The sequence below is a fragment of the Paraflavisolibacter caeni genome (assembly GCF_025628885.1).
Classification (GTDB): domain Bacteria; phylum Bacteroidota; class Bacteroidia; order Chitinophagales; family Chitinophagaceae; genus Flavisolibacter; species Flavisolibacter caeni.
This window is the reverse complement of the sequence record NZ_JAOTIF010000016.1, coordinates 136,349-154,118: the sequence shown is the minus strand read 5'-3', so window position 1 is coordinate 154,118 and position 17,770 is coordinate 136,349. Positions and strand designations below refer to the sequence as shown.

Annotated in this window: 18 protein-coding genes; 9 read left to right on the top strand and 9 right to left on the bottom strand. The window is 40.0% G+C overall.

Annotated features, from left to right (window positions below):
* Positions 1-442: 442 nt before the first annotated feature.
* Together OCK74_RS17940 and OCK74_RS17935 are read left to right on the top strand one after the other, a co-directional pair.
* Entirely contained in the window at positions 443-1,186 is a 744-nt protein-coding gene (locus tag OCK74_RS17940; RefSeq protein ID WP_279298447.1) for a hypothetical protein, read from the top strand.
* Positions 1,187-1,420: 234 nt separating this feature from the next.
* Positions 1,421-2,245, top strand: a complete 825-nt coding sequence (locus tag OCK74_RS17935) for a BtpA/SgcQ family protein (protein ID WP_279298446.1) — start codon at positions 1,421-1,423, stop codon at positions 2,243-2,245.
* An 83-nt stretch (positions 2,246-2,328) separates the two neighbouring features.
* Here OCK74_RS17935 and OCK74_RS17930 read toward each other — a convergent pair whose 3' ends face one another.
* From OCK74_RS17930 to OCK74_RS17920, 3 genes are read right to left on the bottom strand one after another with little or no spacing between them, the layout of a single operon-like run.
* Positions 2,329-3,399 (bottom strand): MlaD family protein, encoded by a 1,071-nt coding sequence (locus OCK74_RS17930; RefSeq protein WP_279298445.1) that lies wholly within the window; start codon positions 3,397-3,399, stop codon positions 2,329-2,331.
* Positions 3,400-3,402: 3 nt separating this feature from the next.
* The gene (locus OCK74_RS17925) at positions 3,403-4,179 is read right to left on the bottom strand and encodes an ABC transporter ATP-binding protein (RefSeq protein ID WP_279298444.1); all 777 of its coding nucleotides are present in this window, start codon (positions 4,177-4,179) and stop codon (positions 3,403-3,405) included.
* Positions 4,180-4,182: 3 nt separating this feature from the next.
* Positions 4,183-4,983, bottom strand: coding sequence for an MlaE family ABC transporter permease (locus OCK74_RS17920; protein WP_279298443.1), 801 nt, complete (start codon positions 4,981-4,983; stop codon positions 4,183-4,185).
* A gap of 153 nt (positions 4,984-5,136) precedes the next feature.
* Between OCK74_RS17920 and OCK74_RS17915 the strand changes: the two genes are divergently transcribed.
* Both OCK74_RS17915 and OCK74_RS17910 read left to right on the top strand, forming a co-directional pair.
* The gene (locus OCK74_RS17915) at positions 5,137-6,036 is read left to right on the top strand and encodes a CorA family divalent cation transporter (RefSeq protein WP_279298442.1); all 900 of its coding nucleotides are present in this window, start codon (positions 5,137-5,139) and stop codon (positions 6,034-6,036) included.
* Positions 6,037-6,828: 792 nt separating this feature from the next.
* Positions 6,829-7,839 carry a hypothetical protein gene (locus OCK74_RS17910; protein WP_279298441.1) on the top strand — a complete coding sequence of 337 codons (1,011 nt, stop codon included), beginning with the start codon at positions 6,829-6,831 and terminating at the stop codon, positions 7,837-7,839.
* A gap of 31 nt (positions 7,840-7,870) precedes the next feature.
* Here the strand turns inward: OCK74_RS17910 and OCK74_RS17905 are convergent, their stop codons facing one another.
* Genes OCK74_RS17905 through OCK74_RS17890 form a run of 4 tightly spaced genes read right to left on the bottom strand, consistent with a single transcriptional unit; the run spans position 7,871 to position 11,807 of the window.
* Positions 7,871-8,842 carry a lipid A deacylase LpxR family protein gene (locus tag OCK74_RS17905; RefSeq protein ID WP_279298440.1) on the bottom strand — a complete coding sequence of 324 codons (972 nt, stop codon included), beginning with the start codon at positions 8,840-8,842 and terminating at the stop codon, positions 7,871-7,873.
* Between the two features lie 12 nt (positions 8,843-8,854).
* Complete coding sequence (locus tag OCK74_RS17900; RefSeq protein WP_279298439.1) at positions 8,855-9,325, bottom strand: regulatory protein RecX; 471 nt, start codon at positions 9,323-9,325, stop codon at positions 8,855-8,857.
* 8 nt (positions 9,326-9,333) lie between these two features.
* Entirely contained in the window at positions 9,334-10,434 is a 1,101-nt protein-coding gene (locus tag OCK74_RS17895) for a trypsin-like peptidase domain-containing protein (RefSeq protein ID WP_279298438.1), read from the bottom strand.
* 47 nt (positions 10,435-10,481) lie between these two features.
* Positions 10,482-11,807: a type III secretion system chaperone family protein gene (locus OCK74_RS17890; RefSeq protein ID WP_279298437.1), complete on the bottom strand. Its 1,326-nt coding sequence runs from the start codon at positions 11,805-11,807 to the stop codon at positions 10,482-10,484.
* 276 nt (positions 11,808-12,083) lie between these two features.
* Here OCK74_RS17890 and dnaN point away from each other — a divergent pair, with 276 nt between their 5' ends.
* The 5 genes from dnaN to corA all read left to right on the top strand — a co-directional run bounded on the left by dnaN (position 12,084) and on the right by corA (position 16,578).
* On the top strand, positions 12,084-13,199 hold the full coding sequence (dnaN, locus tag OCK74_RS17885) for a DNA polymerase III subunit beta (protein ID WP_279298436.1): 1,116 nt from the start codon (positions 12,084-12,086) through the stop codon (positions 13,197-13,199).
* Between the two features lie 184 nt (positions 13,200-13,383).
* Positions 13,384-13,785: a putative signal transducing protein gene (locus OCK74_RS17880; RefSeq protein ID WP_279298435.1), complete on the top strand. Its 402-nt coding sequence runs from the start codon at positions 13,384-13,386 to the stop codon at positions 13,783-13,785.
* Positions 13,785-14,657, top strand: a complete 873-nt coding sequence (locus OCK74_RS17875; RefSeq protein ID WP_279298434.1) for a sterol desaturase family protein — start codon at positions 13,785-13,787, stop codon at positions 14,655-14,657. Before OCK74_RS17880 ends, OCK74_RS17875 begins: the two co-directional genes overlap by 1 nt.
* Positions 14,658-14,682: 25 nt before the next feature.
* A complete protein-coding gene (gene kdsB, locus OCK74_RS17870) occupies positions 14,683-15,402 on the top strand; it encodes a 3-deoxy-manno-octulosonate cytidylyltransferase (RefSeq protein WP_279298433.1) in 720 nt (239 codons plus the stop codon).
* Positions 15,403-15,477: 75 nt separating this feature from the next.
* Positions 15,478-16,578: a magnesium/cobalt transporter CorA gene (gene corA, locus OCK74_RS17865; RefSeq protein ID WP_279298432.1), complete on the top strand. Its 1,101-nt coding sequence runs from the start codon at positions 15,478-15,480 to the stop codon at positions 16,576-16,578.
* Here corA and OCK74_RS17860 read toward each other — a convergent pair.
* Both OCK74_RS17860 and OCK74_RS17855 read right to left on the bottom strand, forming a co-directional pair.
* The gene (locus OCK74_RS17860) at positions 16,556-17,215 is read right to left on the bottom strand and encodes a hypothetical protein (protein ID WP_279298431.1); all 660 of its coding nucleotides are present in this window, start codon (positions 17,213-17,215) and stop codon (positions 16,556-16,558) included. The two genes, corA and OCK74_RS17860, sit on opposite strands and share 23 nt — an antisense overlap.
* Entirely contained in the window at positions 17,216-17,713 is a 498-nt protein-coding gene (locus OCK74_RS17855; protein WP_279298430.1) for a DUF2480 family protein, read from the bottom strand.
* Positions 17,714-17,770 lie beyond the last annotated feature (57 nt).

Genomic DNA, 17,770 nt, shown 5'->3' with positions numbered 1-17,770 from the left:
CGGGTAATCAAAAAGGCTCAGGACGAGTTCTAAAGCTAACAAGACGTAAGCTGATACTTGTCGAACACCTGCGCATGGATGATAGGATAGTGGATTCTAATGTTGTGACCTATAAAAAAATCTAAAGCTTTTATAGGCATATAACATGATATTACCGAATGCAGGGCTGAAGTAATGCTTTGAGGCTGACGAATCAATAGTAAACCGTAAATCATTTTTAAACTTTAGGGTCGCCAAACCCCTGCCTTCGGCAATACCTGTCCGTTATGCGGTATGCTAAACTGACTCGCTTTACTCATTGCATTAAAACTGTTTTAGCCCCTAATGACCTGGAAAAAGAACAACGTGCTAACAAATCCGAGTTCCTGTTCATCCGTTCATTCATGGACAGCGCTGTATTTCCAGGAATTACCACAACTTGTAAAATCAAGTTCCTGAAAATATGGAAGTGCCACATATCCACCATATAACACACAAAAAGAAATGGACAGAGTACCTGCTTGATTTCTTTATGCTCTTTCTAGCCGTGTTTTTAGGCTTTGTTGCTGAAAACTTCAGGGAACATAAAGCGGATAGAGAAAAAGAGAAAGTGTACATTTCAAATTTATATGAAGACCTAATTGCGGACACTGTAATTTATTCAAACTACTTAAAAGACAACAAGGAGTTTTCAAGCCGCATTGATACCCTGATGCAGCTGATGAAAAGCCCGGACAGAGACAGGCATCTTGCTAAAATTTATCTCTTAGCAAGATTATTAACCACACATACATTTTCTGTCATTCCGGACCAGCGAACGTTCAGCCAGCTTGAACATTCCGGCCTGTTACGCTTAATAATAAATCAAAAAGTGGCATCTGAAATATCTTCATATTACCTGGACCTTGACCTGATTTTGGGTCATAATAATTTTGTCCTTGAACAGCTTACAGAGTATTTAAAGGAGTCTGGAAATGTGTTTGATGCAGAAACAATGTATCACATCAGGCAGGATGAGAAAGTTCCAAGCGATGCGAAACTCGCATTAATAACGGAGGATAAGGTTGTAATAAACAGGTTTCTTTCAGCCCTGCAATATTTATATGGAAGCCGCTTACTTCACAATAAGCTCGTACTGGAGCGTTTGCAGGATGCCACAGCATTGCTGGCATTGATCAAGCAAGAATATCATTTAGAAAAGAAATGAAGAAACGAGAGTCTAATCTGCCCCGGTGCGTGTCTCCACCAATGCTGTTCGGAAGAAACTGAAAACTTCATCCTTTCAGCAAAGGCCTTTTTCAACTTTGAAAGTTAACTTCAACAAACTAATTTCAATCGGCAGCGGTTGTGGGCAGACGGAAGAATAATTCCACACTTGAGCAAAACCGCATGTTGTTCGTCACTTTAAACAAACTTCAGAGTAATAGAACATCAATCGAAAATGAAAAGTGCAAGAGTTCTTCCCAATAAGTTTTTGGCAGCAATGATTGCTGTTTTGCCGCTTCCCGGGTCTCCATTATATGATGGCGATGACAAAAGAATAATAGATCAGGCATTGTCAGATCTTGATATTTATAAAAAAGCAGGTGTGGATAGTGTTCTCCTGGAAAACGATCATGACCTACCTTATATTCAACCTCCCCTGGACGAAAAAGCCATTGCTTTAATGACAGAAATTAGCAAGGAAGCAAGGAAAAGATTTAATGGCCCAATCGGAATTCAAATGCTTGAAGCCGCAAACATCACATCTTTGGAAATTGCCGCTGAGGCTGACCTTGATTATATAAGAGTCGAGGCCTTTGTTTTTGCTCACGTCGGCGGAAGTGGCATCATTAACGGTTCAGCTGGTAAAATCTTACGAAGAAGAAAAGAGCTAAAAGCAGAACATATAAAGGTGTTTGCCGATGTGAAGAAAAAACATGGTTCCCATTCGTTGACGATAGACCTAGACATAAAAGATGAAATTATGCAGGCAGAATTTTTCTTAGTAGATGGAGTTATCGTCACCAGCCAGTTTACAGGATTAAATCCTGATAAAAATGATTTGATTAAAGCAAAAAATGTAACAAAATTGCCTGTATTAATTGGATCAGGTATGAATGTTAATAACATTAGCGAGTATCTACCTTTAGCTGACGGTTTTATTGTTGGATCTTATTTTAGAAAAGATGGAAAGTTTCTTGAAAAATTAGAACCAGAAAGACTAAATAGGTTTATGGATCTATTTATTTTGACCAGAAAAAACATTCTACACTCATCAGTGTAATGACACGGGGAAAAGCAGTAAATCAATCCTCGAAAAATGCACTAAGATGCGGCATTTTTACAAGCCGGGGCGGGACATTGTAGCTATTGCAGGGAATCTGAGGCGGTTTTTTGTTGCTGTGGTGGAGTGGTTTTTACATCAGAGGACTGGGTTTGGGATTGAGGTGTAGATTTGGCTTTGGCAGCCTTCGCTTCTGCCTTTTCTTTTTTATTGAAATAACCACGGAATAAAAAATTATGCTGCATGGCTTCCATATTTTCATTCAATTTTTCTGTACTTGTCTGCAAATTCCGGAGCGTAAGTTTTAAGTTGTTGGCAGTTTCCTGATCATTCAATAGTGTACCTACAACTGAATTGTTGCTGTTGAGTTTGCTACTTGCTACTTTCAAATCATTTACCACATCGCTTCCTGTTTTGGATACCATATTTAATTCTGTGGTGGCAGCCTTTAAACGATTGAAAATAATTGTATCTGTTACCAGGTCGTGCACAAAAGATCCCTTATTTTGAAATTGAGCAGAATAAGCTGCAATGTTAGCGGTTAATTTCTGTGCATTTACAGATGCCTGTCTTAAAGTTACAGCAGTTGCATTTAAAGAGTTTGCCAGAGACTCATCTGTTAGCAGTTTTCCTACAGAACCCTGACCTTTCGACAATCTTGCTGAAATTTCCTTAAAGTTGTTTGTTATTACCAGGAGGTTCTGGTTGTTTTTCTGAAGTGTAGCCATGAGCTCATCTGTACTCATTGATTCTTCTACACCCAGCAGATCATTACTGTTCACGTTGGGTGAATTCATTGAACCGCCAAATATCTCTACGATTTTATTTCCAATAAATCCTTCAGAACTGATCCTTGCTTTTGAATTGCGACGGATATAGCGTTTTACCTCTTCTTCAACCTTCATAATCACTTCCACCTGCGAGGTGCTTTTAAATTCTATTTTATCAACAGTTCCAATTTTCACACCTGAGAACCAAACATTATTACCCTTCTGCAAGCCACCCACATTACTGAAGACAGCCCTGAGTTTTATCTTTTTCTCAAAGGTTCTTTTCTGACCTCCTAGTATTAAAATACCAGCCACAAAAATCACTAATCCAATGAATATAAATATGCCAACTGTTACTGCCCTTTTTACATTAGCTGTTTTCATCTATTACTTTATAAAATTGTAATCAAAAAAGATCCTGATCCGTTCATCATCTGTTCCAAACACTTCATCAAAAGTGCCTTGCCGTATAAATTTTCCATCCAGCAACATAGCAACCCTATCGCCGGTTGCTTTAGCACAGGTAAGGTCATGCGTAATAATGATAGATGAAGTATGGTATTGTTCCTGAACCTCATTGATAAGGTTATTGATTTCAATACTACTAATGGGGTCCAAGCCAGCAGTAGGCTCATCATACAGCATGATCTGTGGCTGCAGGATCAACGTACGCGCGATGCCTATTCGCTTCCGCTGACCACCCGAGAGTTCCGAAGGCATTTGTTTTTTTGTCTGCAGCAGTCCTACGGCATCCAATACCTCATCTATGGCATTATTCACTTCACTCCTTGTCAGGCTCTTTCTGTGCCTGACTAATGGAAATTCCAGATTTTCCCTCACGGTCATGCTATCATACAGTGCACTATGCTGGAAAGAAAAGCCAATCTTTAAACGCAGCTCTCTTAACTCTGCCCCATTGAGCTTGTCCACTTCCATGCCAAGAACATTCACGCTGCCTTTGCCTGGTTTTAATAAACCAACTATGATCTTGATCAACACTGATTTTCCTGTGCCAGAGCGGCCTAATACCACAACATTTTCTCCCTTATATACATCCAGGTTGATGCCCCGCAGCACATGATTATGGCCAAAGGATTTATAAAGATCCCTTATAGAAATCACAGCCTCATTGTAGTTGATATTTGTTGGTTTAATTTTCAGCATATGTTAGGGTGTTCTTAACCAGGTGGCTACCTGAACAATTAATACCTCTTCAATAAAAATAAAAAACATGGAAATCACTACTGATGCATTAGCGGCTTTACCTACACCTTGTGTGCCATGCGTTGTATGATATCCCTGATAACAACCAACCATTCCTATGGTAAAACCAAATATGATGGCTTTAGCAACGGATGTGAAAATGTCCAAAAAGGTAATGCTGCTAAAAGCGTTTTCAAAGAAAGTGGTCATGCTGGTTTGTTCATTGGTGTGAACGTCCAAAAAAGAACCCATCATTGCCACAAAAGCCGAGTACATCATTAATATGGGTAACATGATGGTTGTTGCCAATACGCGACTTGCAACCAGATATTTAAATGGATTGATGGCAGAAACCTCCAAAGCATCGATTTGTTCAGTTACTTTCATAGAACCAAGCTCAGCGGCAATGTTAGAGCCCACTTTACCGGCGCAGATCAAGGCTGTAACTAAAGGAGCCAGAGCCCTGATAATGGCTATGGATACTAAGGAAGGAAGCCAGGATGTAGCACCAAAATCGGATAGGGATGGCCGTGATTGTTTGGTAAATACAAGGCCGGTGATAAAGCCAGTCATTGAAATTAGTGCTAAGGATTTATATCCGACTTCAAAACACTGGCGTGTGATCTCGGTGAACTCAAAAGGGGGCCTGAAGACTTCTTTAAAAAAGCGAAAAACGAAATTAGCAGAACGGTAAATGTTTAAAAAAAACGCATCTAAGCCTTTTGAAATTACATGTTTTTCTGGTGGCCTGTTGATTGAATCCATGGAAAATTCCTTATAAATGCATTTTAAATAAGTACAAATGACTCTCTGTATTAAGGAGAGCGTCCGGATTTATGATTGTAAACTTTATGCCAAAGCTAATCATTGGAAACCAGGAAGCAAGGCATGCATATTGCCTTGATTAGGTAAAAAGAGATGCCTTCAAAGGAAGAAACTGTATGTAATCATGTACAATGGATTGATTTTACGCAGCCTACGCAAGGAGAAATGGAACAGCTTGCTAAAAGGTATGGTCTAAACAATTATATCGTAAGAGATTGTCTTGATCCGGACCATTTACCAAAATATGATCTGATAGAGGATGTACACTTTTTAATTCTACGCTTTTTCAGTCATTCATTTGATAAGCAGATTGCAACTGTACAGGACCTTACCAACAAAATTGCGATCTTCTACAATCATGATTTTTTACTAACGCTTCATAAAGATGAAGTACGTTTTATAGAAAGCATCAGGGAAAAATATGTGCAACCCGGCAAGTGTTCATCAACTGACGAGGTGGTCATTAAAATTATTTTGCAGGCCCTGGAAAGCTTTAATAACCCTGTCATGCGGCTTTCGGAACGAATTGACTTTTATGAAAATCACATTCTCTTAAAAGGCATGGCACATGGGTATATTGAAGCTCTGTATTATATAAAGCAACAGGCATCCATGTGTAATAAAATACTATTGCTGATGCTGGAGCCTATCAATCATATAAAGGCAAACAAGCAGAACAGTGTTGATTTGCAGGAACTTAAAGAACAGCATGTAAAAATACAGACTCTTTATAACCAGGCGTTGGAAGATGTGAATAACCTAATGAATCTTTATATGTCATTTACAGCTCAAAGAACAAATGATGTGATGAAGGTGCTCACCATTTTTTCTGTATTTTTTATGCCCCTCACGTTTATTTCGGGCATCTATGGAATGAACTTCGAATATATGCATGAGCTTCACTCGAAATGGGGTTACCCGGTGGTTCTATCCCTCATGGTGCTGGTTTCATTGGGTATTTATGCCTGGATCAAGAAAAAGAACTGGTTGTAAGCGACGTGAAAGGTGCGTCAATAATTTATCAGAAAGGAATGAATCATTTCATTGTGTAACCTTACTGGTCCCGCACATTTGGCAGGACCATCCTAATTCACAATGAATAGGAAACCTCTTGATATAGAGGTTAGTAAGGTATCCACTCGGCAATTCTGGCTCCACTTTGGTCTTTCACGCAGTCCGTTCACATCATAGATCCTTTTTATGGAAAATAATGCGCATCATATATTGCCTTTATCAAATAACCCATAGGATGATATTCATAAGGATATTAAAGGCCTTTAGAATACAGGCTTTTGACTAATCAAGGACTATTCTTAATACTGGAATATTAGTTTTGGATCAAACTACATCGGGCAAGCATAGGTGTTTGTTTCGGGTGTCTTTACAGAGTTGGATAGTTGAAAAGGAGGAAACATCAACATAGAAATTAAAGCTTTATAAAAAGCTTATCAGTATATATGTTGCGTGACACCAAAATAGGTTAAATAATTAAAATTTAAAAGAGATGAATGTAATTTTTTTAATCAAATTTTAATGATTACTTAATAAATAGATATCCGGAAGGATAAGCATTATTATCAAGGGTGAAGCTACCATTCAACTTCAAACTTCATGATTATTTGATATATTTGAATAAATTGTTCAAAGCCGCATTATTTTTGCGGCTATTGAAGGTGTTTGAAATGCCTATGTCCTAAGACGAATAGATTGACCAGTTTCTTGTGAAAGTTTTTTGCCTACGTACCCTAGCACTTAGGAGTATTGTGTCATCAAAAAACCTAGCACATGGAAAAAACTCTACTCTTTTTCTTGTTATTGGCTTATTTACACGGAGGATCTCAGAAGCCTGAATTTTCCTTTCAATCGCTTGTCGGGCTCACCAATGCTTCCAAAGATCAATTCCAAACTTCTATTTCCCGTAAAGGCTTTAAACAAGTACCAGCAGAAAATGACTCCAACAGTTACTTTAAAAATTATAAGAAAAAATCCATTGAGAAGATGATCAGGAGGTATGATCAGGATCGCTATGATTCTGTCATATATCAAACCTCCTGGTTACAAGAATTTCTTGATTTGAACCAGGAACTCCAAAACGCAGGATATGCAACTTCGAATGGGAATATGATTATGAACAATGTATATTCCATATACCAGAAAAGGAATATAACTATAAAACCCAGGATCAAGAAGGAAGAAGGTAAAACGCTTTATAGTTTTATTATTGAAAAGAAAGACCTGCCACAGGCAAAGGAGATCGTTTATGCAGAAGATTTGTTGAAAATAAGCTCGCATGAATACCTGGCTGCAATTTTTGGTGCTAATAATGTGAGAAAGGATGTATTTTATTTTTCGGAAAAAGAGGTGAATAAGTGCTCTATTCTTTTTCCTAATACCAGCATGCAGGCAATATTCATCTGGAATGACGAAGTCAACAACCGTGATATTTCATTGCTGATCATTGGAGGACAGTTTTCCGCAGGAAGTACGATGAATTACAGAACAGTGGAACAAAGCAAATGGCGGACATCGAACGGAATATACCAGGGCATGAGTCTTAAAGAGTTGTATCAACTAAATGGCAGTGATATAAAGTTTTACGGATGGGACAATGAAGAGGGGGGATTTATTGTTCCTGAGAAAATAGGAAATATAGATTTCAAAAAGACAGGCGTCAAGCTTACCTGCCTGGATTGCAATGAGGACCAATATTATTCCAAGTCGGGTATCATAACTTCTACAGCTGTATTGAAAGAGAACCGCAGGGTGTTTGTTTCGGCATTGGTGATAGCGCCGTAATGGTGGATGTTTGAGGTAGAGGCTGCGGCCATCAAAACCTAACACCTACACCTATTGTACCATAATTTTCATCTGCCCTCATGGTACGGGCTTCTTTGGTTTTATAAGTAAAGCCTAACTGCAGGGAAAGTCCGCCCTGCGCATATATAGCTCCAAACCTGTGACTGTAGTAATAAGGCTGTATGCCTGTCGTGTACACATCTTCGTTATGTGTGAGCAAACCGCCTTGCACAGTGGCATTGTACAACTGGTAAGTAAGTTGTGGTTCGAAGTACAGGAATAATTCGTGATTACGCTTTGTTGTACCTGACCTCGCATTGATGCCAGCTTCTCCAAAAGCACTTTGCCCGGCGTTTTCAAAAGCTCCCAATTTCATCATTAGCCCACTACTTAACTGCGTAAAGAAAGTTCCTGCCTGAACCTCTGCTTTTGCATGGACTTCAAAAAAATTGTTTGCTGAAGGTTTTAACAGATGCCTGTAATAAGTAGCCTGCAGGTTCGCTCCAAATTCTGACTTTAATTGTGTTTCCCAGCCATAAGGGTAAGGAAGGTTGAAATTCTTATGGTGCCAGCGTTGGACTTCTTTGCCGAAAGCATCATTGCCAATAACCCCGGCTAGTAAATTCCAGCGCAGCACATCATTTTTGATTGAATAATAGGAAAGGCCGCCTTTTGCGTATAACAGGCCGGTAAAAGGCCTGTCCATAGTGGAGCGAAATGAAAGATTGGCCCTAAAGGGAATAAATATCATCTGGCCAACTTCTGTAGCCAGAACCTTTTTTACGCCAGTATAAGATTCATTACCAAGCGTTTTTGCAAACCGAATGGCCAGGCCATTGGTATAATAACGGTCTTTATATTTAAACGTGTAATTATCGTTTTCACTGACGATTGTTAACTGGCACTGACAATGCCTGGGGCTTTTTTGAGCCGAAGTGCTAATAGCAATAAATAAAACAGTAAACAAAAGGAGCGCAGCTTCTTTTCCCAGAAAACGGATCATGTAAAGGCACGGTTATTCGCCGAGCGAAGTTAGGGCTTTATTGATGAGGTCTGGTTCGAAGCCTTTTTGCAAGAGGTAATCGGTAGTTTTTTTCCGGCGTACAAGGTATTGTTCCCCTTTAAGGGAATCATACTTTTTTTCTGCGAGACTCTGCAGTGTTTTCTCATAGGTTTCTTCATCTATTGCGTTCAATGCTTTTTTGATACAGTAGTCACTTACCTTTTTCTCTTTTAGTGCATACCATATTTTTTTACGGCCCCAATCTTTCATTCTAAACTTTCCGCCCGCAAATTGAATAGCAAAACGTTCTTCATTCAGGTAATTGTCTTCGATCAAAGAGGAAATTACCTCATCGTGATCGGCCCTGCTTACCCCCATCTCCCATAGTTTCTGTTGCACTTCAAAATGACTACGTTCCTGATAAGCGCAGTATTGATGTAGTTTCTGGAGGGCTTGCTCTTTGGTGAGTGTCTTTTTTTGCATTGACGTTTTTATTCTTCTAATAGTTCCTGGCAGCTATATTTTTCTTCTAAAAACTGGTCGTAATAATCTGCTTTTTGAAAAAGGTTACGAAACATTTCTATGCCGTTCTCCAAAGTCATATCCAGATCGTACATAATGCAGGATAGTACAATGTTTTGCTTTACACAACTCAACACAAGCCCATCCAATTCATAGTTCTCGCTCATCAGGAATTGGTAAAGCGGCTTTATTTTGGTTGTATCTGTAGGCAGCTGGCAGAGGTAGGCATCGCCAGCCACAAAGTAATTATCGGAGTTATAGTTGATCTTTATTTTAGCAGTACCCTCTTTTACACTCCAGTTGTTGTTACCATCACGGGCCAGTTTCACATCTTTTCCTAACTCACCAAGAATCTCTTCGACTGTTTTGGCGATACCTACAGGCTTGGTTTCCCGTTCTGGCGGCATAGGCAGTTTTACTTCAGTGCCGCAGAAAGGGCAATATTTGGTAGAATCTATATTTTCGGGAAGCACCAGGTAGTTGCAGCTATGACAGCGTGTTGAAGGCGACCCCCTGTGTGGCTGGTACATTTCAAGGGCTTCACGGAGGTAGCTTACCGGCAGAGCAAAGCCCAGATTGTCGCCACCGCGGATAATGAAGGAGTTGATCCCTATGATCTCTCCTTGTTTATTTACCAGTGGTCCCCCACTATTGCCCGGATTGATAGCGGCATCGATTTGTATATATTTAACCCCATCGCGTACACGATCAACTTTGGATATCACACCTTGTGTAGCTGTATAGTTCAAGCCAAAGGGGTGACCAATGGCAACGACCACTTCACCGTCATGGAGGTCGTTGTAATCACCTAACTTAATTTCGGGTATCGGGACGTCTTCTGGAGGCTCTAAAAATGCCAGGTCATGTTTTTTATCTGTGTACCACACCCTGGCCAGGCGTTTTTCAAACTGCCTGCCGGCTATGGTCACTTCTGCATTTTTGCCTACCACGTGTTCATTGGTTACGATCAGGTTGAACTCCTTCAAATAAAAACCGGTACCCGTACTGGTTTGGGTAGCTATTTGAATTATTGACGGACGATATAATTCTATGATCTGCTGAGTAGTCATAACCGCGGATTTGCACGATTTAAAATGGATTAATAGGATTGACAGGCTTATTTAGTTTCCATATTCAATGCCTCGATTTCATTGGTAAATGATTGGTTGAAGGAAACGAGGTCGTCGAATTTTAGTTTATCAGTCTTAAACTTCATCTCCGGGTACTTTTCCTGCCATGCTCCCTGGATTTCGTTGATGGTTTCTATGATGGCGTCCTTATCAAACTCGTTTTTTTCTTTGTCATAATATTGTTTCTTATATCCAAGTTCAGCAAAAAAGTCGGGATAGTTGATCATCATGAATAAATGAAAAAGGTCGGTAATAGGTTTAGGGAGGCTGTAAGAAAACTGACAGTAAGCGATGCCATACTCACTTATCTGGGCGGCTATTCCAGGCTGCTTGTTTTCTTTATACCAATTGATATTTTGATTGGCATTGTAAATAGCGTCTGAAATTGTTTTAAAACTCTGTGGCGATACTATTGAGAAGGTGTATTTGGCACGGAAGAGATAAGGATAAAATTCTTCTTTGCTTTTATCCAGGAGGGCTTGAAAACCATGCATCATTTCCTGATTTTTCTCGGTTACCAGCCGCTCATCTTTTTTAAAATATATTTCAACGATTTTCTCTATTTCACTCAGAAGTTTTCCTTCTGGTACCACCAGATAATCTATGCGATAAGCAAGCGCCAGCAGCAAATAAGCGATGCCGCCAGAGTACTTATCAGCATCCACTTTCTCAATTAATTCCAGCGTTTCCCTGATCCATTTTTTATAATACTTGAACTTAATGGCCTTTTCTTCTTCCGGTATTTCTATTATATGTTCAATACCAACAGGAGATAAAGAGGTAAAATCCTGAACCAGCAGATCATCGTGTTTATCAGCTTTAGTTGCAAGTTCTTTCAGACCGTAGTATAACTTGCTGGGATTACAGGTTTCAATATTACTATCGAAGAGCATGCTCAATTTATCGGCATTCAGCGCATGACGGCTGTAGTAAAGCTTAAAGTTCATTTCGAGCAGGCGCCTCATGACAGGCACGCTGGGTTGGGGCATACTAGCCAGTACCGCTTCTGCTTCAAAGGTATCTTTATCATAAAAGCCCCGGATAATTTTCGAGCCCTGGTAGATCTGAAAAGTACCTCCTTCGCCATTTGGTTCATGGATTACGTTTTCAACATCATCGTCTCTCAGGTAGTCAAAAAAAGTTACAATGCTCTCCTTAAATTTTTTTTCTTTAAACAAGGCATCTGATTCATTCCATTTTTCTACTTTTTCTATAGACTTATTATTGTCGGAATATCTCCCAAACAGCACAGCTGGTTCCTCATCTCCATTATCCTGCCTTTTAAATTGTTTTTTAAAAATCTTATCTAACATAATAAATCCACTTTAATTGCCTTAGAAGGCATGATTGTTCAAAATACGGGCCGGGTATCGAATATAGAGTTAAAAGAGATAAGATATTCTATGTTTTAAAATTGCTTAGTTTCGCCCCCCGGTGCCACAAAGTTCATTTTTTTGACCATGCATTAAAGCAAATTTTTAACCATGAACTTTATGGATGAGGAGATTTTGTGATTTTTTTACCTTACTGTTATAAAACAGGTATCAAAAAGAACAAAGAACTTAAAAGAAATAAAAGTCAATTTTAATATGAAATTTATCGTTTCTTCGTCCCAATTGCTGAAACAACTGCAACATATAGCCGGGGTCATTAATGCCAATACGGTTTTACCTATTCTTGAAGACTTTTTGTTTGAGGTAGAAAACAGCAAGCTTACGGTAGTTGCCACCGACCTGGAAACGGTGATGCGTATTCAAATAGACGTTGAAGCCAAGGAAGCAGGCAAGGTGTGTATCCCTGCCAAGATCCTGATGGACTCGTTGAAGAATATTCCCGACCAGCCACTTACCTTCAACATTGATAAAAGCTTTGCCATTGAAATGACCAGTGACAATGGGAAGTATAAAGTGATGGGAGAGAACCCAGATAATTTCCCCAAGGCGCCTTCTGCGGACGATACGACTTCGTTTACCATGACTTCCACAGCCCTGGTAACCGCTATCAATAAAACACTTTTTGCTGTTAGTAATGATGATTTGCGTCCAGCCATGACTGGTGTATTCTTCGAGTTGAATGCTAATTATATCCAGTTTGTAGCTACTGACGCTCATCGCCTGGTACGTTATAAGAGAACAGATGTAAGTTGTCCACAACCTGACAGCTTTATTGTTCCTAAAAAGCCTTTAAACATCTTAAAATCAGCCTTGCCTGATAACGAAGATGAGATCATTGTAAGCTACAGCTCCAATCATCTTTTTGTTAAGCATGGTACCACTCAAATGAGTTGTCGTTTGATAGATGCCCGTTTCCCTGATTACAAAGTGGTGATCCCGACCAATAATCCTTACAGGCTGGTATTGGAGAAAGGTGCTTTTCAAAGTGCTTTACGCCGCGTGAGTGTATTTAGTAATAAAAGCACTAACCAGGTGGCTTTGAATATTACAGGTAGCGAACTGCAACTGGCTGCACAAGATGTAGATTTCAGCTTTGAAGGTAATGAACGCATGAAGTGTCAATATGATGGAGAAGACCTGAGCATTGCCTTCAATGCACGGTTTTTAATTGAGATGCTGAATGCGGCAGATCATAACGAAGTAAGCATTGAGTTATCCACACCGAACAAGGCAGGCATTTTAAAGCCTACAGAACAGGATAAGGCAGAAGACCTGCTGATGCTTGTGATGCCTTTGATGTTGAACCAATAACCGCGGATTTGCACGATTTAAGAGGGATTTAAAGGATTTTTAGTAGTAATATTTTAAGTGTAAGCTCTCGTTAATCATTATTATTGTTTTAACCATCTAATTTTCGTACAAATAATAGAATTGCCGAACTTTATAGTTCGGCAATTTTTTTGCCATATGGCAGCGGACCTGTAAATGAGCAATTATGGAGTTTGTGCAATTGCGTTCCTTCGATAATTATATTGAAGCTAATATAGTGTTGAGCATGCTGATGTCAGCCAACATCAACTGTCACTTAAAGGATGAGCATCTAGTTACTATCGATCCATTCTTAAGTCCGGCTTTAGGAGGCATGAAGCTAATGGTGCACCATGCTCATGCTGAAAGGGCCTGGGAGCTGCTGGATGAAGCCGAAGAACAATACCTTAAAAGCATTCCTTGCCCTGTTTGCCATGCTCATGCCCTTAAAGCAGTATCTATAGCTAAAGAACACAAATCCAAACTGGGGGCCCTGGCTAGTATGTTGTTGAATGGTCAGTCTGTAGAGGTTAAGAAGATTTACAAGTGTGGTGCCTGTGGATATGATTTCAAGGAGCTACCCAGATAATGAGCACTTCTTTTATTCAATACTTTCAAAATCTTGAACAACGGCCTCTGGAAAGGTTGTTACTTTTAGTTGCAGGCATGCTGCTACTCTGGATCTTAGAAGGCGCCATTCCACTATTTTCTTTAACTTATAAAAAGACCAAGTGGAGGCATGCTGGTATCAATCTTTCATTAACACTTATTCACCTGCTTATCCACACTGGCTTTGCTGTTTTTATTATTTTACTATCAGACGCGGCAAAGAAATATGAGTTCGGGCTTGTTTACTGGTTCCATGCATCAATTTTTCTGACCATTCTTATTTCCTTTATTGCGCTTGATTTCTTTGGAGGCTGGCTGGTGCACCTGATTCAACACAAAACGTCTTCCCTGTGGCGCTTTCATATTGTTCATCATTCAGATAACAATGTAGACGTTACTACAGGCCTGCGGCATCATCCTATTGAAAGTGTATTGCGTGGTGTATTTTTTTTAATTGGTGTGGCTGTAGCCGGCGCACCTGTATACGCCGTAATGATTGTTCAAACCATTTTTGTCCTGTTCACACAGTTTACACATGCGAATATCAGCCTACCGAAGCAATTAGATAAGACCATCAGTTATATCCTGGTGTCTCCTAATATGCACAAAGTGCATCATCACTGGCAACAGCCTTATACTGATAGTAATTATGGTTTGACACTTTCTATCTGGGACAGGCTTTTTGGTACGTACAAGAACCTTGATCCTTTTGAAATACGCTATGGACTGGATCGCTACTATCCCAACGAAGAAGATGAAAACCTGGGTTTGTTGATGAAAAGACCTTTTGGAAAAATTGATAAAGAAAGTGCCAGGTACGAAGATGGAGGCACAAAGAAGTTAGAAGTATAGAAGCCTCCTGTTTATCTTCGCATTCATGAAATATATAGCTATGATCCCAGCCCGGTATGCGGCTACCCGTTTCCCAGCCAAGCTGATGCAAAAACTGGGTGATAAAACCGTAATTGCCACTACTTACCTGGCAACACTCAATACCGGATTGTTTGATGAAGTGTTTGTTGTAACTGATAGCGATATAATAGCTGAAGAAATCGAGCAATATGGCGGCAAAGTGATCAGGAGTCAAAAAGAGCATGAAAGTGGCTCTGACCGAATTGCTGAAGCTGCAGCATCCCTGGAATTTGACGTTATATTGAATGTACAGGGTGACTCACCTTTTATCAAAAAAGAACCCCTGGAAAAGTTATTGCAGCAGTTTGATGAAGAAACCGTGCAGGTAGCTTCATTGATGCGGGTGTTGAAGGATGAAGCACAAATTGCCAATGAAAATTGTGTGAAAGTATGTGTGGATAAAAACATGAACTCCCTTCTCTTCAGCCGCAGTCCTATTCCATTCCGCCGCAATAAAACAGCCGATGTTCCTAATTATGAACATGTGGGTGTATATGCCTTCCGCAAACAAGCATTAATGAACTTTACGTCATGGCCGATGACGCCTTTGGAAAATGCAGAAAAGATAGAATGTCTCCGCTATTTGGAAAACGGTATTCCCCTGCGTATGGTGATTACAGAACATAAAGGGGTAGAAATCGATACGCCAGAAGACCTGGAGAGGGCTGTGAGGTTGCTACAATAGTCACTGCTCTTCTATTATAGCTGGAATGTACAGCGGCATGAGCATTGCCTAATAACAATTTAACAAACGCTTATTGTGACTAGAGCTAGAAGATATATTCGTTACCTGGTTCCTTTCTCTTTATTTGGAACACACCGTACAAGACAGATCCTTACTGCCAATCCTGTTGCAGAATTAAAAAGAAAGGATGTGGAGAAAGTTGCTATTACTGCATATGATTACAATGCAAACAATCTTAATTCCGCTATCTTAGACAGGATTGAAGACAGCTTTCAATTTAAGGGAAACAATCGCACTACCTGGATCAATGTTGATGGTATCCGTGTTGCTGATGTGGAAAAGCTAGCAGCACATTTTGGTATTCATGCCTTATTAGCTGAGGATATTGTCAGTATGAACCAGCGTCCGAAGATGGATGATGTGGATGACGTTTTGTTTTGTCTTCTGAACATGCTTTATTTCAATGAAAAAAGCAACTGTGTAGAACAGGAGCAAATCAGCATTGCATTGGGTAAAGATTTTGTCATCACTTTCCAGGAAGATCCCCAAAAAGACGTGTTTAATCCTATTCGCGATAAGCTGCGGATCAACAATAGTAAGCTGAGGCAACGTGGTCCTGACTATTTATGCTATTCTATGCTTGACCTGATTGTGGATAACTATTTCTATGTCATGGAGAAACTGGGTGACCGAATTGAACAAGTAGAGGAAGAGGTGATCAGGAAGAGTAATACTCATTCTTTGGCCCGGATCAATCATTTCAGAAAGGAATTGATCGTTTTAAAAAGGAACATTGCTCCAGTACGTGATTTGATTGGCGGTATTGTCCGAAGTGAAAGTGAACTGCTGGAAGAGCGCACGTTGAAATACTTCAAAGATGTACATGACCACATCATACAGGCTCATGATCTGAGTGAAAACTATCGTGATGTGATGATCAGTATGCAGGACCTTTACATCAACAATGTGAACCTCCGCATGAACGAAGTAATGAAAGTAATGGCCATTGTAACCTGCCTGCTAGCACCAGCTACAGTTATAGGTGGCATCTTTGGGATGAACTTCGATGTCATTCCCACTATTCACAACGAATGGGGATTTTTTATTGCTGTTGGACTGATGCTGCTGATACCTGTTTGGATGTTATTTATGTTTAAAAAGCGCGGGTGGTTTTGACCTGGGCTTCAGGAACAAAGTTGCCTACATTAGCTTGCAGGGTATCCCTGTAGTTATAAATTTCCATGGTCTTATCTGTCAGGTTGATCTTCCACAGTAATGGTTTCACGGCATCAGTTGCTGTTTCTTCTACACCAGCAAGGAAGATGGTGTGATCATTCTCCCATTTTGCTTGCTGAACACTGGTGCCCGGGCCGGTAAAGAAAATGCGGCGACGGGTGTTTGTTTTTGTGTCTATTAAAGCTACTTCCGTATCTGGCTCTCCTTGTTCGAGTACAGTTGTACCATTCCTTTGTACCGGCACATAATTATAGGAATAAAGGTCGATTGCCAAAGAGCTGTCCGTATTATAAATCAGATAGTCAGAAAAGGGTTGTAATTTCTTTTTATTGAGAGGGAATGCCTGTGTGGAATCCAAAGGGGTGCCTGAACTACTATCAAACTTAGATACAGAGAAAGAAGAATCCTGCTGCGATAAATAGTTGAAGAACTTTGGAAATGCATTTTGCAGTTCATTTGTTTCTTCAGGCTGCTCTATGGAAGTCTGCGTTTCCACTTCAGATTTGCCGGCATCATTACTACACGAACAAAGCAGAAAGATCCCAAATGCTCCCATCCACCCAATTCTGTTGATCATTTATTTCTTTTTATAAATTGGCACAGTACTGCATGGCTCGCCATACATTATGCTTTTTACCACAGGCAATAAGATCCTTGTGATTTCAGCAAAGGCAGCATTGTCGATGGGCTTGTCTCCGCAACCTTTTACCACTACCCGCTGGTCCTCGAAATCCTCTGTTTGGATAGCATCAATATTCTTTAAAAGAATGTGCTTTTGCATTTCTTCCATTGTGCCCATATAAACATCCCTGGCAACTGGCTGCAAGTAAGAAACAGCCAGCATATAGGCCCAAACAGGAATGATGGCATCTGCGCTACAGGTAACAGCTACATATTGATCCCGGTATTCTTCCCAGTCTTTGTTTTTCAATGTTTCCCGATAATCCTTCTCCTTCAGGATCAATTCCATGAACAAAAAATCCTTCAAGTCGAAAGTCACGATATCCCTGTTGGGAAGATAATCTTCAAGATTGAGCGTTATCAATCCGCTACTGGCTACTTTATTTTCGATCATATTAACCCCCAGTCCGCCTGAGGCGGAGAGCATCAGCGCTGCACCCCTCGAGGCTTA